The organism is Oceanobacillus jordanicus (assembly GCF_022095695.1).
Taxonomy (GTDB): Bacteria; Bacillota; Bacilli; order Bacillales; family Amphibacillaceae; genus Oceanobacillus_B; species Oceanobacillus_B jordanicus.
The window spans coordinates 51,035-75,959 of sequence record NZ_JAIFZM010000017.1 but is presented as its reverse complement, the minus strand read 5'-3'; the positions used below and the strand labels follow the sequence as shown (position 1 = coordinate 75,959).

The following is a 24,925-nucleotide window of genomic DNA, read 5'->3' as shown; positions in this document are numbered from 1 at the left end:
TAATGATTTTCTAATAGAGGCGGAAACCTCTTTTGGACTGTGAGCCGCAACTGTTACATCTTCTGCGATCACACTTACCCAACCCAGGCCAGGAAATACGATATCCGTCTTTTCCCCACCTGTTAGCCGGAAAGCATTCTCTTTTAGTTCTGGTAGAACCTCTAATGTCTTTTGATCAGGTGGTGACAGTAGCTCCCCAATATGTTGTTCATATAATTCATCTGCATTTTCTAATTTTGTTCGGTGTATAGGAACTTGATTAGAGAAATAACATACAAAGGAAGTTCGTTTCCCTTTCACGAAGTCTAATCTTGCCAATCCACCAAAGTAAAGAGTTTGCCCACTGTTCAATTGATACACTCTTGGCTTAATTTCCTTGTTCGGTGTAATAAGCTTTAAGTCTTGTTCAGATACATAATGGGCAATTTGCTGCCTGTTTACAATACCAGGTGTGTCGATTAATGATGTTTCATCATCAAGAGGAATCTCAATGAATCCAAGGGTTGTGCCAGGGAAATAAGAAGTGGTAATTACTTCTCCATACCCGGTCGATTGTTTAATCAAGCGATTTATAAACGTGGATTTCCCAACGTTTGTCGTCCCTACTATATATACATCTCGGTTTTTACGTTGTTCCTCAATAACTTCAGTCAGGTCCTTCATACCGTATCCATTTGTTGAGGAAATTAAGCAAACTTCCTTGACATTAATACCAGCATCCTTGGCCGAGGACCGAAGCCATTGTTCCAATTTTCGCTTGTTTGTTGATTTAGGCAGCAGATCTACCTTATTACCGACCAATACAATGGGATTATCTCCTACAATTCTTGGTAGACTTTTAATCAGGCTGCCATGCACATCAAATATATCTACAACATGTACTACCAGCCCATTCGCACTTCTAATCGAACTAACCATCTTCAAAAAATCATCGTCTGTAATGGCTACGTCCTGAATTTCATTATAATGCTTCAATCGAAAGCAACGTTTACAGAGTATGTTCTCCTTTTCCAATGAAGATGCTGGTGTGTAACCAGGCGCTTGTGGGTCTGACGTTTGAATAAGGACACCACAACCTTGACAATATAATTCTTCCATCCCTATTCCTCCCAGGTGATTTTTCCTTTTTTCCTCATATAATGTAATATTCTTCGTTCAATCTTCCGGTTGATCTTCGTTATTTTTCCATCTGTTTGAACTATCGGTACAACTAAAATGGTATAGAAACCAGCAAAGTTCCCACCTAAAACATCTGTTAGCAACTGATCGCCAATCACTACAATTTCTTCTTTCTTCATTCCCATTTGTTTTGCTACCGACTTAAAGGCTTTGCTCAAAGGCTTTCTTGCACTAAAAACGAATGGCGTTTCCAATGGCTCAGAAAATACTTTGACTCGCTCCTGCTTATTGTTTGAAATAATCGTTACTTTAATGTCATTTTCTTTCATTTGTTTGAACCATTCGATTACTTCCGGAGTAGCATCCTTCACATCCCAAGCAACTAGCGTGTTGTCGAGATCTGTAATAATACCTTTAATACCTTTGCTTTTTAAAACTTCTGGATTAATATCAAAAACGCTTTTCACATGTTCGTTCGGCAAAAACTTTTTTAACAACCTTCACACCTCATATTCTCAATCATCAGTTCGAACTTCATACGAATCACCATTATAAACCATTCTATAATAACATTCCATAATGTAAAACTTCAATCTGTGGGGGATTTCTTTTGGTTGCTTGGTAATACTAGGAGGGTAAGACCAAAAAGGGGATTAGACAGGATCGGACAATTACTTGGAGTTAGATCCCCTTTTCATCTCACCACTTGGGCATAGAATGCAGTGTGAATTAAAAGAAAAAGTTCTTTAGAGGAATTTCATGGAATTTTGCATAAATCGTCTTTCTATCATTATAAAAACGAAACGCAACTGTGTTGAATCTTGTAGATAGCTATAAATATTCCAAGAATCGTTCGACAAATATCCCTAAAATCCGCAATTGTGGATAACTTTACTAACATAAGAAAAGTTGTTGTAACAACATTTGTCGATATAAAAAAGTAATTATACACACCTTATCTACAAGGGTTTGTAGATAACTTTCGCCTTGTCCTGCCATATATAAAGTGGTAAGTTATTAATAACCTAATTGGGAAAATTACAAACTTTAGGAGGGCTGAGTTGATGGAACATTTGTCAGATGAACTATTAATTGAATCTTATTACACAGCAAATGAATTAAATTTGAGCCCTGACTTTCTAAACTTAATTGAAGAGGAAATTCACAGAAGGAGATTGTCCCATAAAATCACAGAAAAAAGACCTGTCTAAAAAATTTTATATTTAAATATGAAGAAACGCGTTAACCCCTATTATTTTGCGAAATAACAGGGGTTATTTATTTTTCTTAAATTTATATTGTGTTAAACTAATCCTTGAATATTGGAACCTACATAGCCTACAGCAGACCATCGTTTTTGTATTAAAAATGTGTTTGGAGAAAATATAAGGGTCTAGTAGATTTTGAATTAAAACCAATTACTCAATGGAAGAGCAGAGGATTTACACATAGAGATACAACTAAGATTTTATAAGGAGGAATACCGTTAGATGATATTTGCTGTATTAATACCACTTCTTGTTGCTTGTTTTATTCCCACACTCAGCAAGGCTAAAAATAAGATACATACTGGGATATTCACTTTCTTTGTGCCATTCTTTATCTTTCTGTATTTTATTAGATTTGTAGGAAAAGACTTTACACCTATTCGACAAACCTACAATTGGATCCCCTCTCTAGGAATTAATTTGGATTTCTATCTTGATGGGTTGAGCTTATTATTTGTTCTATTGATAAGCGGGATAGGATCACTTGTTGTCCTTTATTCCATCTTCTATTTGGATAAACAAGAACGACTAGGCCATTTTTACGTTTACTTATTGCTCTTTATGACGGCAATGTTTGGAGTTGTTCTTTCAGATAATGTATTTGTCTTATATACTTTCTGGGAGTTAACATCTATTTCTTCATTCCTGCTAATTGGTTATTGGCATTTTAAAGAAAGATCGAGATATGGCGCATTAAAATCAATGCTAATTACCATTTTTGGTGGTTTGAGCATGTTCGGCGGTTTCATTCTGCTCTCCGTTATAACAGGCACAACAAGTATTCAAGAGATGATCAGCCAAACAGATGTCATACTTTCAAGTGATTATCTTCCATTAATTCTTGCATTAATTCTGCTTGGAGCTTTTACTAAATCCGCTCAGTTTCCATTTCACATCTGGCTACCAGACGCTATGGAAGCACCTACTCCGGTTAGTGCCTATCTTCACTCGGCTACCATGGTTAAAGCAGGAATCTTCCTGATAGCAAGATTTTCTCCAATATTCTCTGGTTATGAAGGTTTCTTTATTACAGTTAGTCTCGTTGGAATCGTAACACTTTGCTGGGGCTCATACATGGCAGTGAGACAGACAGACCTAAAAGCAATCCTTGCATTTTCAACCATCAGTCAGCTAGGTATGATCATGGCAATGCTAGGATTTGGTACAACTGCGGCGGTCTTTGCTGCTGTCTTCCATATTTTAAACCATGCCACGTTTAAGGGAAGCCTCTTTATGATTGCAGGAATTATCGATCATGAAACAGGCACAAGGGATATTAGAAAATTAGGTGGATTGTTTACACTTCTTCCTATCTCTGCAACATTGGCTATATTTGGAACATTTTCTATGGCAGGTGTTCCGTTCCCATTCCTGAATGGTTTTTATAGTAAAGAATTATTCTTTGAAGCTACCTTGGATTTGGAGAGTGCTTCCTTATTAACTGAGCTAATTCCTTATTTAGCTATTCTTGGAAGTATCTTCACCTTTGTATACTCTATGTATTTCTTTTTTGGTGTTTTCACAGGACCTAAAAAGCTTAATCAATTACCGAAGAAACCACATGAAGCACCTGTTGGAATGTTACTATCACCCATTATTCTCGTCCTTGGTGTAATTTTAATTGGATTATTTCCTAACATGGTTAATGCACCTTTCATTCAACATGCTGCAGAAGCCGTTAACAGTAATGCAGAATACCATAAAATTGGTTTCTGGCACGGTTGGGATTTCACCCCACTTCATATGTCCCTAATCGTTGTTGCTCTTGGAATCGTGTTGTTCTTAACACGGAAAAAGTGGAGTGGTGTGTACAAAGTTCTACCTGGCAAGTTAAGTTTTAACCGAGTTTATGACGGTCTTGTTAACAAGCTGGATACCTACTCTGCAGGTATTACGAATTCATATATGACTGGTTCATTAAAGCTGTACATGTCCTTGATTCTCGCCACGATGATTATCGTGACAACCGGCTTTATGTTGCTAACAGATGGATTTACGATTAGCTCAAATAACCTTGCTGACATTACCATTATTGAAGTGTCTATTGTCATTATCATGGTGGTGGCTGCTATCGCAACGATATTCACAAAACATAATATGGCTGCTCTTCTTATACTAGGAGTGGTTGGTTATGGGGTTGCTCTACTATTTGTTATCTACCGAGCACCGGATATAGCACTAACACAGTTTGTTGTAGAAACCATAACAGTAGCATTGTTTATTCTATGCTTTTACCATTTGCCGAAGTTAAGAAAAACAGACGATTCAAGTGGGTCCAAAACGCTAAATGCTGTATTGGCAATTGGGTTTGGTGCCATGATGACTTTAATTGGTATATCTGCCTATAGCACGAACTGGTTTGACTCCATTTCGGATTACTTCCTAAAAACCTCCTACAAACTAGGAGGCGGAGATAATGTCGTGAACGTTATCCTAGTCGATATGCGTGGGCTGGATACCCTATTCGAAATAGCAGTTCTCGGTATTGCTGCACTCGCCATCTTTAGCCTCATTAAACTTAAGAAAAACAAGGGGGCAGAATAATGGAAATAATCATCCTTATCTTATCAGGTATATTATTTGCAACGGCTATTTACAATTTACTGCAAAAACAATTACTACGAATTGTAATCGGGACTGCTCTTCTATCACATGGTGCCCATCTGTTCATTTTAACAATGGGAAAGCTAAAAACAGGGCAGCCCCCGATTCTCACGGATGGGGTATCCGACTATACGGATCCCCTTCCCCAAGCATTAATTTTAACTTCCATTGTAATCAGCTTTGGTGTGACCAGTCTGCTTCTCGTACTGGCATACCGGACGACACAGGAAAATAAAACAGATAATATGGAACAATTAAGGGGTAAGGCAAATGAGTAATTTAGCAGTTCTACCAATCATCCTGCCACTCGTGGCAGCCATTGTGTTAATATTTTTCAATTCTAAAGTGAACGTTTCCCGTACCTTAACAAAAGTTTTTTCTCTAATTGGGCTTGGTTTAAGTGGATACATTGTGTGGGAAGTTTTAAAGAATGGTACGATTATACTGGAGACAGGTGACTGGGTAGCACCGTACGGCATTGTCCTAGTAATGGATTCCCTTGCAGCTGTCCTTGTGATGACTACGAACGTCATTGCAGTTGCCTGTGCTTTTTACGCCCCTTCTGCCGGGCTTGGAGAAAAAGAAAATTACTATTTTTATCCCTTTTTCTTTTTCTTAATCACGGGTGTCTCAGGGGCTTTCATTACTGGGGATTTATTTAACCTATTTGTATTCTTTGAAGTATTGTTAATGGCTTCCTATGCACTTATTGTACTTGGTGGTGACAAAGTACAATTAAGGGAATCACTAAAGTACTTACTTATTAACTTATTTTCCTCCATGCTTTTCGTTACGGCAGTGGCCTTCGTGTATGGTGCAGTTGGGACAGTTAATATGGCGCAAATAGCGCAGCGCGTTCAAGAAGCAGATCAACAAGGAATATTAACAACTGTAGGTATCCTACTATTCTTTGTTTTTGCTACAAAGGCGGCTTTATTCCCCCTTTACTACTGGCTTCCGAAATCATATGTCGTTCCGAATCCAGTGATTTCTGCTTTATTCGGTGCCCTGTTAACAAAAGTAGGTATTTATTCGATCTTCCGTGTTTTCACACTAATTTTCGTCCATCGAGTGGACTTAACTCACGAAGTTTTTATCTGGTTTGCAGGGTTGTCGATGGTCTTCGGTATAATCGGAGCTCTCTCAACTTCCAATATTAAGCTAATTATTGCATACAATATAATTCCAGCAATTGGGTTCATACTCCTTGGGATAGGAGTTATGAACGAGACAGCTATAAGTGGGTCCGTCTATTATTTAGTACATGATATGATTATTAAATCAGCATTATTTTTACTTGTTGGTGTTATCGCCTATGTGGCAGGTACATCTGACTTAAAGAAAATGGGAGGGCTTATTCATACCTATCCCCTACTAGGTTGGCTCTTATTTATTGCAGCGTTTGTGCTAGCCGGTATTCCACCGTTTAGTGGTTTTATTGGAAAGCTTCTATTATTACAAGGAGCGTTTGAGGGTGAGCATATAATTATCATCCTTATTGGACTTCTAACAAGTCTACTTATCCTATATTCTGTTGCAAAAATTTTCATCCATGCTTTCTGGGGTGACAAAGATGCAATGGGTCCAATAGAGAAAAAATCTACCAAAGGGATGGTAGCTCCGATTGTATTCTTGCTCGCTCTTTCAGTCATAATGGGAGTCGGAGCTGAATATTTCTACCCTATTGCAGACTCAATAGCTGCATACCTGATGGATCCGCAAATCTATATTGATTCTGTGTTAAAGGAGTAGTGAACTAATGGCATTTCAGATTGTTATAAATTTAATCATCGCATTTCTATGGATGTTCTTAAGTGAATCGTATTCTGCTCCCAGCTTTATTGCTGGTTACTTGTTAGGTATACTTTTGCTTTTCCTTCTGCGCCGTTTTGTTCCTGATACCTTTTATCTGAGGCGAATTTTTAAGATTGGAGCCCTGCTCCTCCTCTTTATAAAAGAATTGTTATCTTCAAACTGGGAAATTGTAAAACTTGTATACAAACCGAAGCAGGACTTTGAGCCAGGTATTTTTGCATTGCCAATTGATGTGAAAAGCAATTGGGAAATTACGTTGCTAGCAAATCTAATTTCTTTAACGCCTGGTACCCTATCCGTAGCTATTTCTCGTGATAACACGAAAATATTTATCCATGCAATGCACATACAAGACAGTGAGGAAGCCATTTCTTCAATTAAAAATACATTTGAGAAAGCAATTCTGGAGGTGTCAAGATGACGGAGGTTTTATCCATCACCGAAAATATTCTAGACATAGCTGTCACCATCAGTTTTGCAGGTATAGCTATTTCACTTCTATTGCTTCTATATCAGGTCATTGTCGGTCCAACCCAACCGGACCGTGCTGTTGCGCTAGATGCAATAGGAATTAACATTATGGCCTTAGCCGGTATCATGGCAGTCTATCTGGTAACATCCAAACTAAATGATGTTATTTTATTGGTTGGAATTCTTGCATTCCTTGGAACACTTTCCATTGCAAAATATTTAGAAAAGGGTGTTATCATTGATAGAGACGTTGATTAATATTATCATTAACATTCTTGTTATCATCACCCTGTTGGCAGGTACGTTCTTCATCCTGTCTTCCTCCATAGGGATTGTGCGATTTCCAGATGTTTATACGAGGCTGCATACTGCTACCAAAGCCTCCACTTTAGGCATTGCTTTTATATTAATCGCAGCGTTTTTATATCTCTACGCTGCGCACTCCATTGTGAGTGGTAAATTATTACTCGCAATTGTATTTATTCTTTTAACGGCACCAGTATCGGCTCACATGATCGGAAGAGCCGCACATGCCAATGGAGTAAAACCAGTCCTGAAAAATCGAGGAGATGCATATCAGGAAGCGAAAGATGCGTATATCAAGCAACAATCATCAGATAAAAGTTAAAAGCGACTATAACTAGTTGCTTTTTTTCTTAAAAAAATACAAGGTATCTATTCAGTAAATATAAATAAATAGAATATGTTACATACGGATAAAATAAGTAATAAGAAGAATTAGAGGTGACGGTCAATGAATACAGAAAACTTACTAGAATATCTCCATGTCAAACAAATAGTTGGTCCCCTTCCGCAAAACATCCAATCAATTCAGCAGGATTCAAGAAAAGTGGAAGAGGGTTCGGTGTTTGTTTGCATAAAAGGGTATACCGTTGACGGCCACCACTTCATAGAAGATGCTATTGATCGTGGTGCAACTATTATAGTAGCGGAAGAGAAACCTGACATGGATTTATACAACACAGCACTCGTTATCGTACCAAATACTGCTAAAGCACTTGCTCATCTCGCAAATAGATTTTATTCCTCCCCCTCTATAGATATGGATATTATCGGGGTTACTGGAACAAATGGTAAAACAAGTGTATCAACACTTATAAATAAGTTACTTGAAAATTCAGGGCGTAAAACGGCTCTAGCTGGAACAAACGGAATTACAATTAATGGTGGAGTCAAATATACGGACAATACGACCTGTGATGTGTTAGGGAATCAGAAATTGTTAAAAGAGGCAGAGGATCTTGGAGTCGAAGATGTAGTTATGGAAGTCTCTTCACATGGGCTAGCGCAGGGCCGAGTATGGGGCATTGATTTTAATATTGCTATCTTTACCAATTTAACTCAAGACCATCTTGATTATCATCAAAGTATGGAACAGTATGGATATATCAAAGGCTTATTATTTGCCCAATTAGGTAATGATGCAACAAAACGTAAATATGCCATCCTAAATAAAGACGATGCCTGGTCAAAGATTTATGAAAACATGTCACCTGCTGAGGTCCTAACATATGGAATTTCAGAAGAAGCCGATTTTCAAGCCAAACAAATCCAATATTTTGAGGATAAGACTTTGTTTACCCTCCAAAGCCCTGAAGGAGATTATCCTGTAGAGACTAGATTACTTGGAGAGTTTAATGTTTATAATGTTCTCGCAGCGTTATCTACTTTATTCGTCAAAGGCATCCCGGTGTCAGCAACCGTGAATCTACTCAAGTTGATTAATCCAATTGAGGGAAGAATGGAGAAAGTAAAGCACAATGCGCCGGTTAAAGTTTTTATCGATTATGCGCATACGCCTGATGCTATCCGAAGTTCCATTACATCCGTTTCAACATTTAAACGAAATCGCCTCATCTATGTAGCTGGAACGGGTGGTGACCGAGATAAAGAAAAACGGCCACTTATGGCCAAAGAAGCATCCACTGCAGACATCGTCATTTTAACTATTAATGATTTACGGAACGAAGATGCTACAAGTATTCTTCAGGATATGGAACAAGGAATGCAACACGAGAATTATGGTATGCTTGCCGATCGTAAAGAGGCTATCGAACATGCAGTAGAGATAAGCGAACCTGGTGACATCCTAATCATTGCGGGGAAAGGTAAAGAGCATTATCAAATCACGGGAAATACAAAACAACCCCATAGTGATGAAACGGTAGTAACAGAGTGCTTAAACCGAAAATATAATAAATGAAATACCAAGTACTTCTTTCGGGAAGTGCTTTTTTTACACGTTAGAAAAGTATAAAATTTCAGCTAGGAAGCAATGTCGACGTAGTTAAAATTTTGAAGTCCCAAGTATAAGAAAAACGTACACATTCTCTAATAGACGAGCGAATGCGAGTTTTTCTAATTATCTTTAGAAGGACAGACACGAAAAGCCCCTTATCTACATAAAATCGAATTATAGGCAATAGCCCAGCCGGCACTTTTAGGAGGTGGATATATTTGTCCGGAATATTAAGCGTGCTTGCTCTTCTAATAAAAGAAACCCTTTTCTTTGTCTCGTATGTGAAAAACCATGCCTTCCCCCAGCCGCTTCCCCCAGAAGATGAGATAAAATATTTGAAAGAAATGAAAGAAGGAAGTGAGACTGCTCGTAACAAGCTTATCGAGCATAATTTACGCTTAGTAGCACACATCGTTAAAAAGTTTGAGAATACAGGTGAAGATGTAGAAGATTTGATTTCCATAGGTACCATTGGTTTAATCAAAGGCGTGGAGAGTTTTTCTGTTGATAAAGGCACAAAGCTTGCGACATATGCAGCCCGTTGTATCGAAAATGAAATTTTAATGCATTTAAGAGCATTAAAGAAAGTAAAAAAAGATGTTTCCCTCCATGATCCTATCGGGCAGGATAAAGAAGGAAATGAAATCAGCCTTATTGACATTCTAGAGGCTGAAAACGATAATATTATCGAATACATCCAGTTAAATATGGAAATTGCCAAGATGCAGGAATACTTTACAATTTTGGATAAACGGGAAAAAGAAGTCATTATCTACCGTTATGGCTTAAATGATCATAAAGAAATGACCCAAAGAGAAATTGCCAAGATGCTGAATATATCAAGAAGTTATGTATCACGTATTGAAAAGCGGGCCCTCATGAAAGTGTTTCATGAATATTACCGTAAAGAACGTAGAAGTTAAAAAATGAGCGCTGATTTGAATCAGCGCTCATTCTCTATTTCTTTCTTTATATTAAGTTGCTTAACCGCTAAAGTTATTCCCGTTATAATACCAGCAAGTGACAATACGAATAGCATATCCCCATTGCCTGAGGGTTGCATATACGTATTAATGATGGCACCCATATATAGGTAACTGCTTAATATTAGTAGAACTGCAGTAAAACGCTGATAATCTTTCCATTTCAACTCTAATTTCTTTTGTTTATCCAATACGTCCCCTCCTCTATAACGCATCATAACATAAATTATGCATCCTTTTGGAAGGTAAATAATGGACATATTACATACTTTTGAGCATGGTCATAATCAGAGTAGCTGCATTTTTCGCTGCCTTCTCAAGAAACTGGTCAAAGGAAACAGATGATTCTTTGCCAGCAATATCTGAAAGAGCACGAATAACAACAAATGGCTTTCCGTATTGATGGCAAACCTGTGCGATTGCAGCTGCTTCCATTTCTGCTGCGATCATCTCAGGAAATTTCTCTCTAACGAACGCTACTCGTTCTGGATCCTGCATGAAGGAATCACCTGTTGCAATGATTCCTTCTTGATAACTTAAGCCCATTTCTTTTACTGAAGAGATTGTTTTTAATACAAGATCTGTATCGGCATCATACATAGCCGGCATGCCAGGCACCTGGCCATATGCATATTGGAAAGCCGTTACATCAACGTCATGATGTACCACCTGAGTGGAAATAACAACATCGCCTACTTCCAATTTTTCAGCAAATCCACCTGCGGAACCTGTGTTGATGATATGCGAGGGTTCGTATCTTTCATGCATAATGGTCGTCGCCATTGCTGCGTTCACTTTTCCTATACCAGATTGAAGAATGACAACTTCTTTTCCGTTTATTTGTCCTTTTACAAATTTACATCCGGCGATGGTTTCCTCACTTTGGTTTGATACATTTTGTAAAAGTAATGCAACTTCTTCATCCATTGCTCCTATAATACCTATTGTCATGATTATGCCTCCGATTTGTGCGATTAGTTGTTATTAGGTACTGAATTTAAGACTTCTACTTTGGTTGGCTGCCAGCCTTCATTTTCCACCCATGATAAATAGACACGGTAAATTTCTGATTGACTTTCGTTAGAAACAGTAGCTTCTACTTTTTGATCTCCACCATTTCCGACCCAATGTGTAGTCATCGTACTAGCATTAAGTCCTGTGGCTAGCTCAACACCCCTTGCTATTTCCTGTCTATCCTGCGAGCCACTATCATAGTTTGTAGTATGAGGCCCCTCTTGGTCTGTTCCAACTGGTTCCCAATTTCCAGTGTAAGCTTCTTTTACATTTTCTCCAGAAGGTTCAACCTGTTCTGTTTCAATATCTTCTGCAGACTGATTCTCGTCTTCATCGGTTTCAGCATCTGATTCTTCTTCGTTGGCTTCGTTTGCTTGTTCATCTGAATCAGAGGAGTTGTTTTCATCCGTTTCGGCTTGCTCTTCATTTGATTCTTCAGTGTCGTTATTATTTGATTCATTTGTTGATTCCGTATTGGTAGATTCTTCTTCTGACGTTTGCTCGTCACCACCACCAAAAATCCACATACCAAGCAAAACTATAACAAGAAGAGAACCTCCTATCATTAAAACAGTAATGGATTTTGTATTCTTCCTTCTTTTTTCAAATTTATCAACTCTCGAATCTTTGTCAAAATCACTCACGGCTTTCCCTCCCTATGTTTACTCTACTATAGTATCATATTTTTAAGATAGAATAATATGATAGGGATATTACAATAATTTTCATTCGTGTTTTATTACACTTCCAATAGTATGGGTTCTACTTTGCTTCTTCTGCAGGAATAGTCCAGATAACCTGGTTACTGGTCTCCGCAGCAATATTGCCAACTTTTTTTAGTGAAATAATAGTTACTTAAAATATAAATGTCTCATTCTCATACTGACTTCTCTTAATTGCAATTTTCACTATTAACGACCCAATACCCCTTTAACTAATTTACAAAAATTTGGAAATAACAACCTCAATACCATTAATTTAAACACTTCACTTTAAACCACATAATAAAACACACTCTAAATAGTCTAAACTAACTATCTAGAGTGTGTTAAACTTACAAAATCAATTACTGTAATTCCTCTTTTGCAATTTCCCAAACAACGTTGTTACTCTCTCCTGAGCCTTCTGTTATACCTGATCGCATTTTAAAGTAATACGTATCTCCATCATAGACCTCTGTTACAAATTGACCTGTAGACTCCTCATTTGGTGCAATATCATCAGTCATCTGTTCCACACTATCAAAACTCTCTGCATAATCACCATAACCAGTCATCTCTAAATCATCTGTCACTCTAAGACCGTATAGAAAATCTTGTGCATTCCATGTTTCTTCTCCAGTGTTCTTAATTGTTATATTCATTAAAAAGAAATGATCTGCTTGAGATTCCTCTCCATCTAATTCGTCTAATAACTCTGCAGAATTTACTGTCACCTCAAAAGTACCCATCGTGTCATCAAAATACCCTGTGTCACCTACTTTAAGTCCTATCTGGTCTGGTGTTTCAATTCCAAAACCTGCTGTTGTTTCCCTAATTTCAACTGAATCGCTCTGATTATCAAGAACTACATCACTTAAGTTTTCTTCGGACTCCTCAGAATCCTCCTCTGACTTATTGTTATCTTCAGTACTAGCTTCACTCGCATCGTTATCTGAAGAATCCTCACCTTTATTACTATTTCCTTCGATCGTTTCATTTAAATTTTGCTCATCCGCATTGGCTTTCGTATCCTCTTCATTTGCACAGGCACCCAATATCAATATATTACTTACAATTATTAAAAAACTCGTTAGTTTACTTTTCATTATTACCACCTCTTTACTAAAATTTTTTTAGTATACTTCAATTTTGTCTACTAGTCTCAATTAAGAAAAAATGCTGTATAGTTTCAACTAACCTACACAGCATATGCTATTAATCCTTCAATTCTTTTATCTTTTTATTTAATTCATCCAATTTCTCTTCTTTTTCTTCTTTGTCCATATCTTTGTTGTCTTCTACTTTTTTCTTTTCTATTTCTAAGCTACCAATTTGGACCTGTTTGTTCTCAAGCTCTTTTCCTAACTTCATTGCTTCTTTATTGTTTTCAAGCTCAAGATAGCTATTAGCAGCTAAGAGTTTAGCATGATCATTGTCGGAAATTTGCTTATATACTTCTAATACTGTTTCATAATCTTTCCTTAGCCATGCTTGTTCAATTAATACTTCTGGTGCACTGGACGTTAGTGATAGAATGACGTCATTTGCTTCATCACTTTCAAGCTGAGCTAACTTTTCTACCACTTCTGCTTGATAGGAATCATCCATTCCAGTAGCTTTCGTCAAACTATCTACCGTATTCAACTTGATATACTGCTGAATTAACGTTTGCTCAGCATTTTTGTCAGGACTATTAACTTTCTCCAAGTTGGTAATGGCTGCTTCTGTATTGCCTGCCATTGCCTCTTGATATCCTTTTATAATAAGTTGGTTTTGATCTACCTGCTCTTGAAGCTCCTGATTTTCTTCCGTTAAACTATTCTCTTGCTCACTCATTTCACTCTCAAGAGCGCTGGCTGAATCTGACAAAGGTACCACTTTAATAAGGTACAATCCGATCATGCCGATTAAAACACCAATTAGCATACCTGACATAAGGGATAGTTTTATCTTTTTCGGTTGTTTCACTTCGGTTGTATTGTGACTATCTTTATGGGCTTTCTTCTCTTCTGAAGAGACAGCTGGAACATGTGTGGCAAAGAGCTTTCGAAGTTGGTCGATAGAAGTTGCTGCATTAATTGCATTCAGTAAGCTATTGTTTCCTGACACCAAAAGCTGCTTATCTTCAACTATTTCTTCAAAGGTATGATTGCTGTGTAATGCTATTAATATTGGCTTTAGCTCGTTTAATAAGCCTTGCTCAGTAAATTCCTCAGGTGGTAAAACAGACCGGATACTTCGATGTGCAAAGTTTACATCCCCTCGCTCATTTACATAAATGTTTGCAGGATGCAGAAAAGTGCTGAATTGTGTACCAACTAAGCTCTCTGTTTGCAAGAGTTTATCAGTCACCTTTTTCTTCTTCTTGTCGTCCATCGTCTTAATTTGGGCCAAGCATACATATCCAGCCTTTTTCTTATAAAAGATGGTAACAAGATCTTCCTTTACTTGATAATGCTGGCACGAGAAAAACAGCGATTCATCGCGTTTTAATTCTTCAAGTTGTTCTACATCTTGAATGTTCGTCTCTTCTCTGGAAATCTGATATGTAACCAACCCTTCGTTCTCCATTATCCGACCATATGGTAGCTTACTATACTCACTCATTTTTTCGCCTCCTTACAAAGAAAATAATATAATTGTTGCAACTACTGCTAAAGAACCTATTACATATGGTAAAAGATTCTTTTTTGAGGACTGCTTTGATTTTCGTTGTTCCCATTCTTCTCTAGCTTTTAATAAGAGTATCTTCGCCTCTCTAACATCCTGCAATCTGTCTTCGGAATCCAATTCAACAAGTTGGTCAACACAGGCCTCAAGACTTTTCGGGATAGATGAATTCAGTGATTTTATTGGCTCTTGTGCGATATACACATATTTCCCTTTAGATAAAAGATAGTAAAGCAATGCTCCAAGAGAGAATAAATCGGTACGTTTATCCGTCTGCTTTTTTTCGAATTGCTCGGGCGCTGCAAAACCTACTGTTCCAATTTGAACAGTGTCCCTCATCTGTTTTTCCTGGTATTTACGTGAAATTCCGAAGTCAATCAACTTGATCTGATCATCCTTCTTTAATAAAATATTTCCTGGCTTCAGATCACGATATATAATCGGATGAGGTTTGCGAGTATGTAAGTAATATAATACATCACAGAGCTGTACCCCAATGTTTACAATATCCTCAAGCTTAAGTTCATTAGAGTCGTCTTCCAGAAATTCTGCTAAGGATACAGCTTCCACATACTCCAACACAAGGTAGAAATAATTATCATCCTGAAAAAAGTCAGCTACACGCGGCAAAATAGGGTGATCCAGTTCACTTAATAGCTTTGTCTCATCTATCAGCTTTCTCGATAGCTTACTAGACATATTTGAGATCTTCACAGCCCACTCTTGAAATGAATTGTTCATGTCTTGGACGCGATATACCTCCGACATACCACCAGTTGCTATGTGCTCTACTACCTTGTATTTTTCACGTAAAATGTCACCTGGCTTCACGAAGATATTATGTTTACTCATTGTTAACACCCCATGCCTCCACTATCATTTCATTCCCAGTATTGATAACAAATTTCGTCTTCCTTTTGTTTCTGTTTTCTCTACATATAAGTTACGAATGAGCATGAGTGTAATGTTGTCTTCAGCATTGGAAAAATTACAAAAGTTTATTAAGTACTCACACATCATTTGTAGATTTGTGTATTCCTTCTCCAGATTTATTAACATGGTTAAGATCTCTTCATTAGAATACAAGGAATGAAAGCCATCCGAACATACAAGAAACATATCACTTGATTGATATTGCCCCATTTTTATTTGCGGGTTTATTTCATCCTCTATTCCAAGACATTGTGTCAATACATTTCGCTTCGGGTGATTACGGGCATCCTCATCTGTTAAGATCCCATCTTTTACTTGTCTTTCCACCCACGAATGGTCCTCTGTTAGCTTCACTAGTTCAGGGTTTGATTCCAAAATTTCTGTGCTCTGTTCTTGCAAGAGACTAGTAAGGTCCTCATGGTTAGCATGATGAAAATATTGCTGTAACCCGTAATTCCAGCCTCTCATCTGATAAATTCTACTATCCCCAACATGGATAACAACATATTGGCCTTTAAACATAATGAGCAAGGAGAGTGTCGTTCCCATCTTCTTCCCTGTATGCAAACTCGTAGCTTTAATTGAAGTATTTATCTGTTTCATGGTCGATGCACCCTCTCGGGCAATTCGTTCCATAATATCTCGCTTTTTTAATAGTTTGATGATGCGCTTATCCCACCATCTTTGAAAAAAAGATATTGCTAATTTGCTGGCGGTGTCTCCAACCTCATAGCCACCCATCCCATCTGCCACAGCGAACATCGCAATTTCGTTTCCTTCGCTATCAATGGCATGACGATGTAGATAGGAATCTTCATTCTTATTTTTTCTAGTCCCTTTGTGTGTAGCTTTACCAGTCTGCCATCTTCTGCTCACGAGGAATGACTCCATTTAAAAATATAAATGGCTTTTCCAAGCATAATTTCATCATCTTCCTGAAGTGCATACACCTTGTATGGGACCATAGTATTTCCATTTAGCTTCGAGCCGTTTTTCGACCCTAAATCCTTTATGCCATAAGAAGTGGAATCAATCTGGATAATTTCTGCGTGTAATCGGGATACCCCGGTTGCTTCCTCCGCATAGCTTACAGCGTCTGCATTTCTACCAATAAGAAAGTTATTTCGATTCAGTTCAATTGTTTCCTCCTGTCCATCAGGGGAAGTTTTAGATAATATAGCTGTTACATTTGATGGAGCAGTTGATGTGGCCGATAGATTAGCTTCATCTTCCAATAACACCGTATCATCCGATGGGGTTGTCAATAGTGTGGTATCCATTGCTGTTGCAGCGGCTAACTGTTGACTTGCATATGCTGGTTGCTGTGAGTGTGCCTGTTGTTGGAAACTAACAGGTGCTTGTTGGCTATATGGCTTTGACTGGGGTTGTTGCGTCTCTGGCTGTGACTGTTTGCCATTCCCTTTTTGTTTTTTGACTGGATTCGAAGTTTGAGTTTCTATTGGCTTCACTCCAGGGCGCCACCATTTAATGTAAGTAACAACTGCAACTACAATGATAATAGAAAGTCCACTGCTTACTCCCAGCATAGCCTGCGTAGTCACTGAATCGTATAACTTCCATATTAAAGCTAAGGCTAATAACGTCCCAGAGAATATATAGACCTTTTCTCTTGATGTTAGTTTTGGCAGCTTCTTTTTTGTTTTAAACTGAGTGTGAGTCACGGTCGACTGCTCGTCTTGCCCTTTGTCCGGTTCACTTCCATTATTTTTTAGTAGTTGTTGGCTCGTAGTGAATGATTTTCCTCCACTTTCACCTATCCCAGCTTCATTCGAAAATCCACTAACCTGGCTAGAATGGTTCACATTTGATCGTAAGGAGATTAACTCTAACAAAAGCTTTTTCAGACCACCTACACTAAAACCATCATTTTTAATATAGTTCAAGATGCTTTTAAATTCGTTCCCTTGAAGGCCTTCTACTTCTCCAGCAACATCGGTTAAAAGTTTTTTCATATCCTCTGTAACATTGGTCTCTTTGTCTAATTTTTTCACAGGTAAATAGGCGATATAGATATCACCGGGGTTCTTTCCAATATAAATAAAATCCTGTTTTAAAATAAACTTCTCTTGGTCTAGCATATAGGAAGAACAACTTTCCAAAGTAGATATAATAGACAGGAACACTTGATAATAATCATTCATTGTTGCGTTCTTCTTTTGAAAATAGGATGTCAACTTACTTTTTGAGGTAAGATCGTAAAATAGCTTAGTTTTTAAGTCCATATTTTCTACGGAAAGGGAAAGTAAATGTGGTATTGAATTAGACTGAATCATTTTAAGTTGAACCTCATTTAAGTCTCCCGAAGTAATACTTTTACCATTTTGTCCTGTAAACACAATTGATTGACCGTTATGATTCGAATAATCATAGTGAAGGCCATAAATTTCACCCATTCTTTTCCCTCCTGGCTTATTGAATAAGTTTTATATGACAAGTGTTTGTTAAATTTATATGCAGTCAATCATCCCCTCCGCCATCATAAGGGCCTCGACTATGGTATTTAGAACCTATAGTTGCACCCATAATTATGACGAAGATAATAAACATTATAATGATACCAATAACTATTGCATCACTTTCCTTTTCAACTAAACCAATCTTTATCAACAGGTTGGCCAGTACATCGGCTAACCAGAAAAAAGCTACCAAAATAAATTCCATTATTTTCGAGGCTATATTTGACAAAAAATCTATTATTTCTGTCATATTCCCCTCCCCTTACAGTAAATAGAGAAAGCTTACTATCTATTCGGCTTCGTTTCTACATCTACTTGGATTCCTCTGGTGTGAATGTATATGTTACTTGATTCGTCAGTCCTTCAAGATTTTTCCCTAATGTCAAGGTATATTCTTCACTTTTTTCTACATCATATAAAAGCTTTCCGGATTGAGTATCGTTAGGGGCAATTTCGCTATCCCATGCTTCCACCACACCATCGATGTAAAACCATGTAAAACCACTCTTATTTTCTTTTGTTTCTAGCCTTGTGCTGCTAAATGCATCTCCGCCTGTCAGAGGCTCATCACTTGAATTTGTAATAGTTAAATCAACAATGACATAGTTTCCTTGTTCTGATGGGGTCTCTCCTGCTTCTTCTGTTAACTCAACTCCATCTAATGTCATCTCAAATTCTGTGAAATTATTTTCTACCGTTGCAGTGTCACCAATTTTCAGCCCTAATTGATCTTCAACAGAGATTCCTTCCTCACCGTTTTCCGTTTCACCAGTTGTACCATCATCAGAACCGTCTTCTTGCTCATCTGAACCACTTTCACTTTCGCTTGTACCCTCACTCACATCATCGTTCTCTGTAGTATTTTTTTGTTCTTCCTCATTGCAAGCAGTGAGGAACAATCCTAACGATAAAACAATACTAAAACATAAATATTTCATCTTATTGATTCTCCTTTAGCCATTATCAATATGAGTAATCTAGTTGAGCTGGGTCTTATTATCATAGTATATTTTCTAAAGTTTGAATGCTTTAACTTATACTCACCTACATAAAGTTATAATAATACGTAACAATTACAGCGGGTATTACAGCGTACATAAAAGGGAACCTAGTCGTTTTGTTTATATCAAACTCTCTTAAATCCTTCAGCTTCCCGGAAAGGAGTGAATTTACAAAATTAAAGAGCATATTTAAGAAGTTCCTCAGAAATGTTTTCATGAATAACAATAAAATAATTCCAATTACCCCTGCAAACACTACGGAATACATCATGAAGTAGAACACCATTGGAACTCCTGTAATAGCACCAATTGCAGCAAACAACTTTACATCCCCTGCTCCTATAGCCTTAAATAAATACAAAATAAGAAAAATCCCGCCCCCTGCAAGGAGACCTATAAAAGAAAAAACGAGACCGTCTATACCAAACATTATAAGATGATATAGGATACCTAATATCATCGCACCAGCAGTTAACCAATTCGGTAATTTATTAAATCTGATATCCCAAATAAGTGCCATCAGCAGGACTACAAATAACAGATAGTCAGAACCTTGTAGCAAAATCATCACCCCTCTCTACCAATTTCAATTTAAGATCCTGCCCATAGCCTTTCGTAGGATGTTTTTTTAAGAATAATTTCTTTATTAACAAATGGTACAGCTACATCAATTTTATAACTGGCGTCTATTTCTACAAACGCTCCATCTCCAGTAAAGCTTGTAGGATGTGTAACTTGATCAATTGATAAATTGGATGAATCAAAAAAACTTCCCCCGACTTTATCAGCAAACTTATCCTGAATTACAGGTTCTAACAAATCCGCTGATATGCTTTGTAAATAACCACTGACATCAATATTTATATCTAAATATTCCATACTGTCTGTTAGCAAACTAGCAGCAAGGTTAAGATCCAAATCCTCGTGTATACCTGATAACTTTTCATTTAAAATATCCTCAACTGCAGTGGTCGCCAAATCTGCAGGATAGGCGTGGGTCGCAATCACTTCATTGGTTTCCGAAACAGATTGGTATAATGCCATGTCAGCAATTGATATACGAATAATAGTCGTTAAGAAAACGATAAATAACATAAAAAAGGGTAGTACCATCGCTGCTTCTAACGTTATACTTCCTTCTTCTTTTCTTATGAAATGTCGAATAGCAACTCGCCCCCGTCCATTTACTGCTAACTAATCTTTTGGTGGTAACTTTATAACCCTCAAAACCATAGGGTTACTAGCTTAATATTTATAAATAGATAGCTAGTAGTATTATGGAATTTAAATTCCACAATACTACAGGCATATTAGTATTTGTTATCTCACTTCTTTATCTGGAATTGTCCAGATAACCTCATTACTTGCACCAGACCCTGTGATTCCTGATCTTAACCGAAAATAGTATTCTTCTGCATCTCGTATTTCTGTAATAAACTGTCCTGTTATTTCTTCTCCTGATGCTAATTCACCAGTCATTTCTTCAACACTATCAAAATACTCCACTCCATTTTGCATTCCTGTACCTCTTAAGTCACTGGTAACCTCAAGTCCATACATAAGATCTTGAACTGGATGGGTCTCTTCTCCCGTATTTTTTATAGTAATATCTAATAAAATTATACTATCAAATTGCGGTTGTTCTCCATCCAACTCTCCTTCAATTATTTCAGCATCTTCTAACGTAATTTCAAAAGTAGTTAGATCTGTATCAAACCTGCCAGTGTCACCAATTGTCAGATCTAATTGGTCTTCAGTTTGTGTCTCGAAAGGTCCACTAACATCTTCTGAGTCCTCCTCGTCTTCTACTGAAGTGTCATTTTCTTTTTCTTCATCTTCCTGCTCATCTTTATTATTTCCTTCTATAGTTTCCTCCAAATTTTGTTCTTCATCATTTGTGCTTCCTTCTTCATCACTACATGCACTGATTATCAATGCGATCAATACTAATAAAGCAACTAAGCCTTTTTTCAATTTTCCACCTCTTGCTACATACTTTGGTGACTTGCTCCAGATATGTATATTTGCAGATACTTAACCTGGCATTGTTGTAGTAAATAAACTACAACAATGCATATTGTTTCTCAGCTATTTAGCTTGCTCTGCAGGTATAGTCCAGATCACCTCATTACTTGAGCCGGCTCCAGTTATTCCTGACCTTAAACGGAAAAAATATTCTTCTGCGTTAGGAATTTCTGTAATAAATTCACCAGATGTCTGTTCCCCAGGAGAGAGTTCACCTTCCAATTTTTCTAAACTCGGGAAATCTTCGGAATAATCTTGGTAGCCAGTGGATTCTAAATCAAATGTGACCTCTAGACCGTAAAGTAGATCTTGAACCGTGTGTGATTTATCTCCAGTGTTTTTGACAGTTATATCTAAAATTATAAAATCGTCTAACTGTGAAGTTATATCGTCCACCTCGCTTTTTATCTCTGCTCCATTCAAAGTTATTTCATAAGTAGTTAAATCTGTATCAAATTTACCAGTATCGCCAATCGCTAGATCCAGTTGGTCTTCTGTTTGTGTTTCGAATGGCCCACTGCTATCTTCAGAATCTTCGTCTTCTATTGAAGAATCATTTTCTGTTTCTTCTTCACCTTTCTTTTCCTCTTCACTAGTATTATTACCTTCCATAGTTTCATTCAAATTTTGCTCTTCATCACCTTTATTATCTTCTCCGTCACTACATGCACTGATTACCAAAGTAACTATTACTAATAAAACAACTAACCACTTTTTCATTTTGCCCCACTCCTTATTATGTTTAATATGAATAATTTATTTCTTTTTCAATTATAAATTTTTTGCCTTCTACATTCCCTTCAAGTATACCCGTTTCTCCTAGCATCTTGGTTAATCTAGGTAAGAACCATAAATTAACAGAGCTTTTTGCATGAGCAGTGATATAGGTAGAAGCATTTGTAAGGTCTGTTTCAGTATCTTGATCAATTACAGCCATTACCCTCTCTGTTTTTTTTCCTTCGGGATGTGCAAATAAAAATAACCTTAAATGGTCTTTATAAGTCATTTTTGGACCTCTTTTTCCTGGAATCAAATCAAGTGGAAGTCCATTATTTACTAAGTTATTCATATCTGTAGATGTTTGAATAAATGCCTCTGCTAAAGATACAACCCAGAAATACGGACCGAAAAGTTTACTTTTTGGCCTCTTTAATGCATCAACAAAGTTTATCGCAAATCTTAGCGCAAATATTTCACTAAGTGCTACCACATAGTTTTTGCCGAAAGATTCAAAACCATATAGAATGTATTCTACTTGATTATTTTCGAACTTGTAGCCTGAGACCCCATCAGTTGGAAAGGTGTGGCTGCTAAACCTAGTTAGAATGTATTCGTTAAAATAGAGCTCATCGCGGCCACTAATTAATTGCTCTCCGATATTTTGAAACAATGTATCGATAAAATTCATTGCTTGGTCTGCGGTATTGTCTTTATCCTCTAATTCAAAACTTTCACTATTTGTCTCTATTGCGCCTTCGTACTTAAGTACTCGTTCCGACAACTTTGTATATATTCCTGATTCTCCACTAATATCCTTATAGGCACCAATCCATTCATCCATTTGATCTTTAAGATTACCTAATTCATCATCAGCTCGATCATTTTCTTCTTCAAGCTCCTCATCTTTGAATTCTGATCTCCCATTTTCTAGAATATCGATCGCCCTTTGTATATGCTCAATGGACGTCTCATGATATGTTCTTGAATTAACTAGATCCGACTTTATTCCATTCTTATTTCTATTTTTAAAGTCATTTTGCACTGCACTTTTCACTTCTTCTAATTTGGGGATTAAAGCATCTGACCTCGATTGCTTACTAAGACTGTCTATACCTTTTTGTATTTCGTCCTCAACATCTGTAAAAAGACCTTCATCAAGCACATAATCATCTAAAGAGCCTGTCGCTTCGCTCAGATCTCCACCAGTGTCTAAATCACTATTGTTCTCGCCTTGTGCGTTATCATAGATATCTCCTTTGCTATCCTTTGCTTCACTAATTTTTCGGCTTATACTGTCGTTGTTTTCTTTAGCCTCACCTAATAGTTCTAGAGCTTGATCTAAATCTTCTTTTGCTTCTTTGGCAATAGGGATGATGTCATTTAATAATTCAAGAGCATTCTTATGATATTTATCAGCTTCTTCTTTATCTTCTTTTTCCTTTTCCTTTTCTTCATCAGTTTTTTCTTCGTCATCTTCCTCTGGTGGGTCTTTGGGATACGCTTTTATGTATTCTAAATGCCCCCAATACAAATCCTCCAAATTGTTTACAGCCGGATATGCAGTTCTACTTTCAGAATGTATTTTAGATTGAATGGAGTCTAGTTTTTCCTTTGCTGATTTAAGGGATGCTTCGACATCGTCTAGGTTCTGTTCTCTGTCATCCACGTCACCTTCAATATCTTTTACAACATCGGTATAAACAGAAACTTCTTCCATGTCATCTGAGAGAGCTAAGAAACTTTCTATAATGGATTCACCAATCTCAATAGGAGCTTTATATTTCATCTCCTCTAAGACTTGGTTCTTAAAAACATCCTTGTTTGCAAGGCTTCTATTCAGGTTCAACTCAGTGGTTATTTCGCCCTCTTCTGCCTGAACATCAACAAACTTAAACCCTTCTCCATCTCCTGGTTCTAGATTCTTTGCAAATACCTTCTTAAAAAGTTCACTAGATTGACCTTGGTCTCCATCAAACGCAAACAAGCCTTTGTCCTGTAATCCTTGGTTATAGGAAGACATTGTAGAACGAAGCGCTACCTTTGCAGCTTGCTCTGTCTGCCTTTCAGCTACTAGAATACGTGCATAATCAATTAACACAGCGTTAAATAAGAAAAGGAGTAGGGTGATGATAATCAGATAAATGGATACAGCCCCTTTATCATCCATAATAAATTTGTGTATAAACTTCTTTATACCTTTCTTCAAAACAACTACCCCTTTTCTACTTGCCCTTACCCATAAAGTCAAAGATATAGCTACCGTATTCAGCGATCTTCCCAGATCCATATATTACAAAGTCAGTATTTCTAATTAACTCGGTCGGTTCAGTAATTGGCTGTTTTGCCACCGCACTAATTCCATTTCCACCAAAAAGTTTTGAAATAGAGGAAGGGAGGGCTAAAGATTTCTTTAAGGAAACTTCTATCTCTCGAATCAGAAAACCATTATTAAAGGAAATTTCCCCATTGTAATCATTAATTCGATCAATCTTTTTAGTTACTAAACTATTATCAGCCGATCCTTCAAGGCCAAACTTGCTTAATACATTGTTCCCCGTTAACCTCCAGTAAAGACCGTCCCCGTTTGCCTGCGTAGAAAGTTCTTCCACGCCAAACGCTCCTGTTTCTACATCCATGGAACTATTGTTCCAAGTATAGGCAAGATCACTGGCAATACTGTTGGCTTTGTAATGTAAGGTCGCCTTCTCATAGATAACAAGACTAAAGAAAATAAAGCAGATAACCAACATCATAAGGATAGGGAAAATAAGAGATGCTTCAATCGTAAAACTACCCTGTTCATTCTTCTTTAAAGTGGAGAATGATTGTTTAAACATTCTAACTCCTCAAGCCCTTCGTATAAT

At 37.2% G+C, this 24,925-nt stretch carries 27 protein-coding genes; 9 read left to right on the top strand and 18 right to left on the bottom strand.

Going from position 1 to position 24,925, the window contains the following annotated elements; genetic code table 11:
- On the bottom strand, nucleotides 1-1,098 hold a 1,098-nt coding region (gene yqeH, locus K3T81_RS16600), incomplete at its 3' end, for a ribosome biogenesis GTPase YqeH (protein ID WP_238021094.1).
- Nucleotides 1,099-1,100: 2 nt separating this feature from the next.
- The gene (locus tag K3T81_RS16595) at nucleotides 1,101-1,616 is read right to left on the bottom strand and encodes a YqeG family HAD IIIA-type phosphatase (protein WP_036572458.1); all 516 of its coding nucleotides are present in this window, start codon (nucleotides 1,614-1,616) and stop codon (nucleotides 1,101-1,103) included.
- Between the two features lie 567 nt (nucleotides 1,617-2,183).
- Between K3T81_RS16595 and K3T81_RS16590 the strand changes: the two genes are divergently transcribed.
- The 9 genes from K3T81_RS16590 to sigK all read left to right on the top strand — a co-directional run bounded on the left by K3T81_RS16590 (nucleotide 2,184) and on the right by sigK (nucleotide 10,460).
- Complete coding sequence (locus tag K3T81_RS16590) at nucleotides 2,184-2,330, top strand: sporulation histidine kinase inhibitor Sda (protein ID WP_036572456.1); 147 nt, start codon at nucleotides 2,184-2,186, stop codon at nucleotides 2,328-2,330.
- Between the two features lie 279 nt (nucleotides 2,331-2,609).
- Complete coding sequence (locus K3T81_RS16585; protein ID WP_238021093.1) at nucleotides 2,610-4,931, top strand: Na+/H+ antiporter subunit A; 2,322 nt, start codon at nucleotides 2,610-2,612, stop codon at nucleotides 4,929-4,931.
- Nucleotides 4,931-5,269 (top strand): Na(+)/H(+) antiporter subunit C, encoded by a 339-nt coding sequence (locus tag K3T81_RS16580; protein ID WP_106896992.1) that lies wholly within the window; start codon nucleotides 4,931-4,933, stop codon nucleotides 5,267-5,269. The genes K3T81_RS16585 and K3T81_RS16580 overlap by 1 nt, the downstream gene beginning before the upstream one ends.
- Complete coding sequence (locus tag K3T81_RS16575; protein ID WP_238021092.1) at nucleotides 5,262-6,743, top strand: Na+/H+ antiporter subunit D; 1,482 nt, start codon at nucleotides 5,262-5,264, stop codon at nucleotides 6,741-6,743. Before K3T81_RS16580 ends, K3T81_RS16575 begins: the two co-directional genes overlap by 8 nt.
- 7 nt (nucleotides 6,744-6,750) lie before the next feature.
- Nucleotides 6,751-7,227, top strand: a complete 477-nt coding sequence (locus K3T81_RS16570) for a Na+/H+ antiporter subunit E (RefSeq protein WP_036572447.1) — start codon at nucleotides 6,751-6,753, stop codon at nucleotides 7,225-7,227.
- Nucleotides 7,224-7,535, top strand: a complete 312-nt coding sequence (locus tag K3T81_RS16565; protein WP_036572444.1) for a Na(+)/H(+) antiporter subunit F1 — start codon at nucleotides 7,224-7,226, stop codon at nucleotides 7,533-7,535. Before K3T81_RS16570 ends, K3T81_RS16565 begins: the two co-directional genes overlap by 4 nt.
- Complete coding sequence (gene mnhG / locus K3T81_RS16560; RefSeq protein ID WP_238021091.1) at nucleotides 7,516-7,905, top strand: monovalent cation/H(+) antiporter subunit G; 390 nt, start codon at nucleotides 7,516-7,518, stop codon at nucleotides 7,903-7,905. The genes K3T81_RS16565 and mnhG overlap by 20 nt, the downstream gene beginning before the upstream one ends.
- 126 nt (nucleotides 7,906-8,031) lie before the next feature.
- The gene (locus K3T81_RS16555; protein ID WP_238021090.1) at nucleotides 8,032-9,501 is read left to right on the top strand and encodes a UDP-N-acetylmuramoyl-L-alanyl-D-glutamate--2,6-diaminopimelate ligase; all 1,470 of its coding nucleotides are present in this window, start codon (nucleotides 8,032-8,034) and stop codon (nucleotides 9,499-9,501) included.
- 254 nt (nucleotides 9,502-9,755) lie between these two features.
- Nucleotides 9,756-10,460 (top strand): RNA polymerase sporulation sigma factor SigK, encoded by a 705-nt coding sequence (sigK, locus tag K3T81_RS16550; protein WP_036572438.1) that lies wholly within the window; start codon nucleotides 9,756-9,758, stop codon nucleotides 10,458-10,460.
- A gap of 20 nt (nucleotides 10,461-10,480) precedes the next feature.
- On the opposite strand, the gene K3T81_RS16545 is transcribed toward sigK, so the two are convergent.
- From K3T81_RS16545 to K3T81_RS16470, 16 genes are all read right to left on the bottom strand, one after another.
- Nucleotides 10,481-10,711 (bottom strand): YrhC family protein, encoded by a 231-nt coding sequence (locus tag K3T81_RS16545; RefSeq protein WP_238021089.1) that lies wholly within the window; start codon nucleotides 10,709-10,711, stop codon nucleotides 10,481-10,483.
- A gap of 70 nt (nucleotides 10,712-10,781) precedes the next feature.
- Nucleotides 10,782-11,471: a 5'-methylthioadenosine/S-adenosylhomocysteine nucleosidase gene (gene mtnN / locus K3T81_RS16540; protein WP_238021088.1), complete on the bottom strand. Its 690-nt coding sequence runs from the start codon at nucleotides 11,469-11,471 to the stop codon at nucleotides 10,782-10,784.
- Nucleotides 11,472-11,494: 23 nt separating this feature from the next.
- Nucleotides 11,495-12,178, bottom strand: coding sequence for a YrrS family protein (locus tag K3T81_RS16535; RefSeq protein WP_058951401.1), 684 nt, complete (start codon nucleotides 12,176-12,178; stop codon nucleotides 11,495-11,497).
- Nucleotides 12,179-12,600: 422 nt separating this feature from the next.
- A complete protein-coding gene (locus K3T81_RS16530) occupies nucleotides 12,601-13,341 on the bottom strand; it encodes a DUF4352 domain-containing protein (protein WP_238021087.1) in 741 nt (246 codons plus the stop codon).
- A 109-nt stretch (nucleotides 13,342-13,450) separates the two neighbouring features.
- The gene (locus K3T81_RS16525; RefSeq protein WP_238021086.1) at nucleotides 13,451-14,842 is read right to left on the bottom strand and encodes a type VII secretion protein EssB/YukC; all 1,392 of its coding nucleotides are present in this window, start codon (nucleotides 14,840-14,842) and stop codon (nucleotides 13,451-13,453) included.
- Between the two features lie 12 nt (nucleotides 14,843-14,854).
- Entirely contained in the window at nucleotides 14,855-15,757 is a 903-nt protein-coding gene (locus tag K3T81_RS16520) for a serine/threonine protein kinase (protein WP_238021085.1), read from the bottom strand.
- A gap of 24 nt (nucleotides 15,758-15,781) precedes the next feature.
- The gene (locus K3T81_RS16515) at nucleotides 15,782-16,714 is read right to left on the bottom strand and encodes a PP2C family protein-serine/threonine phosphatase (protein ID WP_238021084.1); all 933 of its coding nucleotides are present in this window, start codon (nucleotides 16,712-16,714) and stop codon (nucleotides 15,782-15,784) included.
- Entirely contained in the window at nucleotides 16,711-18,252 is a 1,542-nt protein-coding gene (locus K3T81_RS16510; protein WP_238021083.1) for a DUF6382 domain-containing protein, read from the bottom strand. The genes K3T81_RS16515 and K3T81_RS16510 overlap by 4 nt, the downstream gene beginning before the upstream one ends.
- 64 nt (nucleotides 18,253-18,316) lie before the next feature.
- Nucleotides 18,317-18,565 carry a hypothetical protein gene (locus tag K3T81_RS16505; RefSeq protein ID WP_036572408.1) on the bottom strand — a complete coding sequence of 83 codons (249 nt, stop codon included), beginning with the start codon at nucleotides 18,563-18,565 and terminating at the stop codon, nucleotides 18,317-18,319.
- Between the two features lie 61 nt (nucleotides 18,566-18,626).
- Nucleotides 18,627-19,253 carry a DUF4352 domain-containing protein gene (locus K3T81_RS16500; RefSeq protein ID WP_238021082.1) on the bottom strand — a complete coding sequence of 209 codons (627 nt, stop codon included), beginning with the start codon at nucleotides 19,251-19,253 and terminating at the stop codon, nucleotides 18,627-18,629.
- A gap of 106 nt (nucleotides 19,254-19,359) precedes the next feature.
- On the bottom strand, nucleotides 19,360-19,884 hold the full coding sequence (locus tag K3T81_RS16495; RefSeq protein WP_238021081.1) for an A24 family peptidase: 525 nt from the start codon (nucleotides 19,882-19,884) through the stop codon (nucleotides 19,360-19,362).
- Between the two features lie 23 nt (nucleotides 19,885-19,907).
- The gene (locus tag K3T81_RS16490) at nucleotides 19,908-20,429 is read right to left on the bottom strand and encodes a hypothetical protein (protein WP_238021080.1); all 522 of its coding nucleotides are present in this window, start codon (nucleotides 20,427-20,429) and stop codon (nucleotides 19,908-19,910) included.
- A gap of 207 nt (nucleotides 20,430-20,636) precedes the next feature.
- Nucleotides 20,637-21,290, bottom strand: a complete 654-nt coding sequence (locus K3T81_RS16485) for a hypothetical protein (protein WP_238021079.1) — start codon at nucleotides 21,288-21,290, stop codon at nucleotides 20,637-20,639.
- 114 nt (nucleotides 21,291-21,404) lie between these two features.
- Nucleotides 21,405-22,061 carry a DUF4352 domain-containing protein gene (locus K3T81_RS16480; RefSeq protein ID WP_238021078.1) on the bottom strand — a complete coding sequence of 219 codons (657 nt, stop codon included), beginning with the start codon at nucleotides 22,059-22,061 and terminating at the stop codon, nucleotides 21,405-21,407.
- A 22-nt stretch (nucleotides 22,062-22,083) separates the two neighbouring features.
- Nucleotides 22,084-24,267 carry a DUF5702 domain-containing protein gene (locus tag K3T81_RS16475; RefSeq protein WP_238021077.1) on the bottom strand — a complete coding sequence of 728 codons (2,184 nt, stop codon included), beginning with the start codon at nucleotides 24,265-24,267 and terminating at the stop codon, nucleotides 22,084-22,086.
- A 16-nt stretch (nucleotides 24,268-24,283) separates the two neighbouring features.
- The gene (locus K3T81_RS16470; RefSeq protein ID WP_238021076.1) at nucleotides 24,284-24,898 is read right to left on the bottom strand and encodes a TadE/TadG family type IV pilus assembly protein; all 615 of its coding nucleotides are present in this window, start codon (nucleotides 24,896-24,898) and stop codon (nucleotides 24,284-24,286) included.
- Nucleotides 24,899-24,925: the final 27 nt, after the last annotated feature.

Excerpts from the sequence above, each read along its gene's own strand:
- K3T81_RS16490 (WP_238021080.1), bottom strand. The coding sequence starts at position 20,429 with ATGGTACTACCCTTTTTTATGTTATTTATCGTTTTCTTAACGACTATT.
- K3T81_RS16520 (WP_238021085.1), bottom strand. The coding sequence starts at position 15,757 with ATGAGTAAACATAATATCTTCGTGAAGCCAGGTGACATTTTACGTGAA.
- K3T81_RS16575 (WP_238021092.1), top strand. The coding sequence starts at position 5,262 with ATGAGTAATTTAGCAGTTCTACCAATCATCCTGCCACTCGTGGCAGCC.
- K3T81_RS16495 (WP_238021081.1), bottom strand. The coding sequence starts at position 19,884 with ATGATTTTGCTACAAGGTTCTGACTATCTGTTATTTGTAGTCCTGCTG.
- K3T81_RS16500 (WP_238021082.1), bottom strand. The coding sequence starts at position 19,253 with ATGAAATATTTATGTTTTAGTATTGTTTTATCGTTAGGATTGTTCCTC.
- K3T81_RS16510 (WP_238021083.1), bottom strand. The coding sequence starts at position 18,252 with ATGGGTGAAATTTATGGCCTTCACTATGATTATTCGAATCATAACGGT.
- K3T81_RS16565 (WP_036572444.1), top strand. The coding sequence starts at position 7,224 with ATGACGGAGGTTTTATCCATCACCGAAAATATTCTAGACATAGCTGTC.
- K3T81_RS16505 (WP_036572408.1), bottom strand. The coding sequence starts at position 18,565 with ATGACAGAAATAATAGATTTTTTGTCAAATATAGCCTCGAAAATAATG.
- K3T81_RS16580 (WP_106896992.1), top strand. The coding sequence starts at position 4,931 with ATGGAAATAATCATCCTTATCTTATCAGGTATATTATTTGCAACGGCT.
- K3T81_RS16590 (WP_036572456.1), top strand. The coding sequence starts at position 2,184 with ATGGAACATTTGTCAGATGAACTATTAATTGAATCTTATTACACAGCA.
- K3T81_RS16525 (WP_238021086.1), bottom strand. The coding sequence starts at position 14,842 with ATGAGTGAGTATAGTAAGCTACCATATGGTCGGATAATGGAGAACGAA.
- K3T81_RS16555 (WP_238021090.1), top strand. The coding sequence starts at position 8,032 with ATGAATACAGAAAACTTACTAGAATATCTCCATGTCAAACAAATAGTT.
- K3T81_RS16480 (WP_238021078.1), bottom strand. The coding sequence starts at position 22,061 with ATGAAAAAGTGGTTAGTTGTTTTATTAGTAATAGTTACTTTGGTAATC.
- K3T81_RS16585 (WP_238021093.1), top strand. The coding sequence starts at position 2,610 with ATGATATTTGCTGTATTAATACCACTTCTTGTTGCTTGTTTTATTCCC.
- K3T81_RS16570 (WP_036572447.1), top strand. The coding sequence starts at position 6,751 with ATGGCATTTCAGATTGTTATAAATTTAATCATCGCATTTCTATGGATG.
- mtnN (WP_238021088.1), bottom strand. The coding sequence starts at position 11,471 with ATGACAATAGGTATTATAGGAGCAATGGATGAAGAAGTTGCATTACTT.
- K3T81_RS16470 (WP_238021076.1), bottom strand. The coding sequence starts at position 24,898 with ATGTTTAAACAATCATTCTCCACTTTAAAGAAGAATGAACAGGGTAGT.
- K3T81_RS16530 (WP_238021087.1), bottom strand. The coding sequence starts at position 13,341 with ATGAAAAGTAAACTAACGAGTTTTTTAATAATTGTAAGTAATATATTG.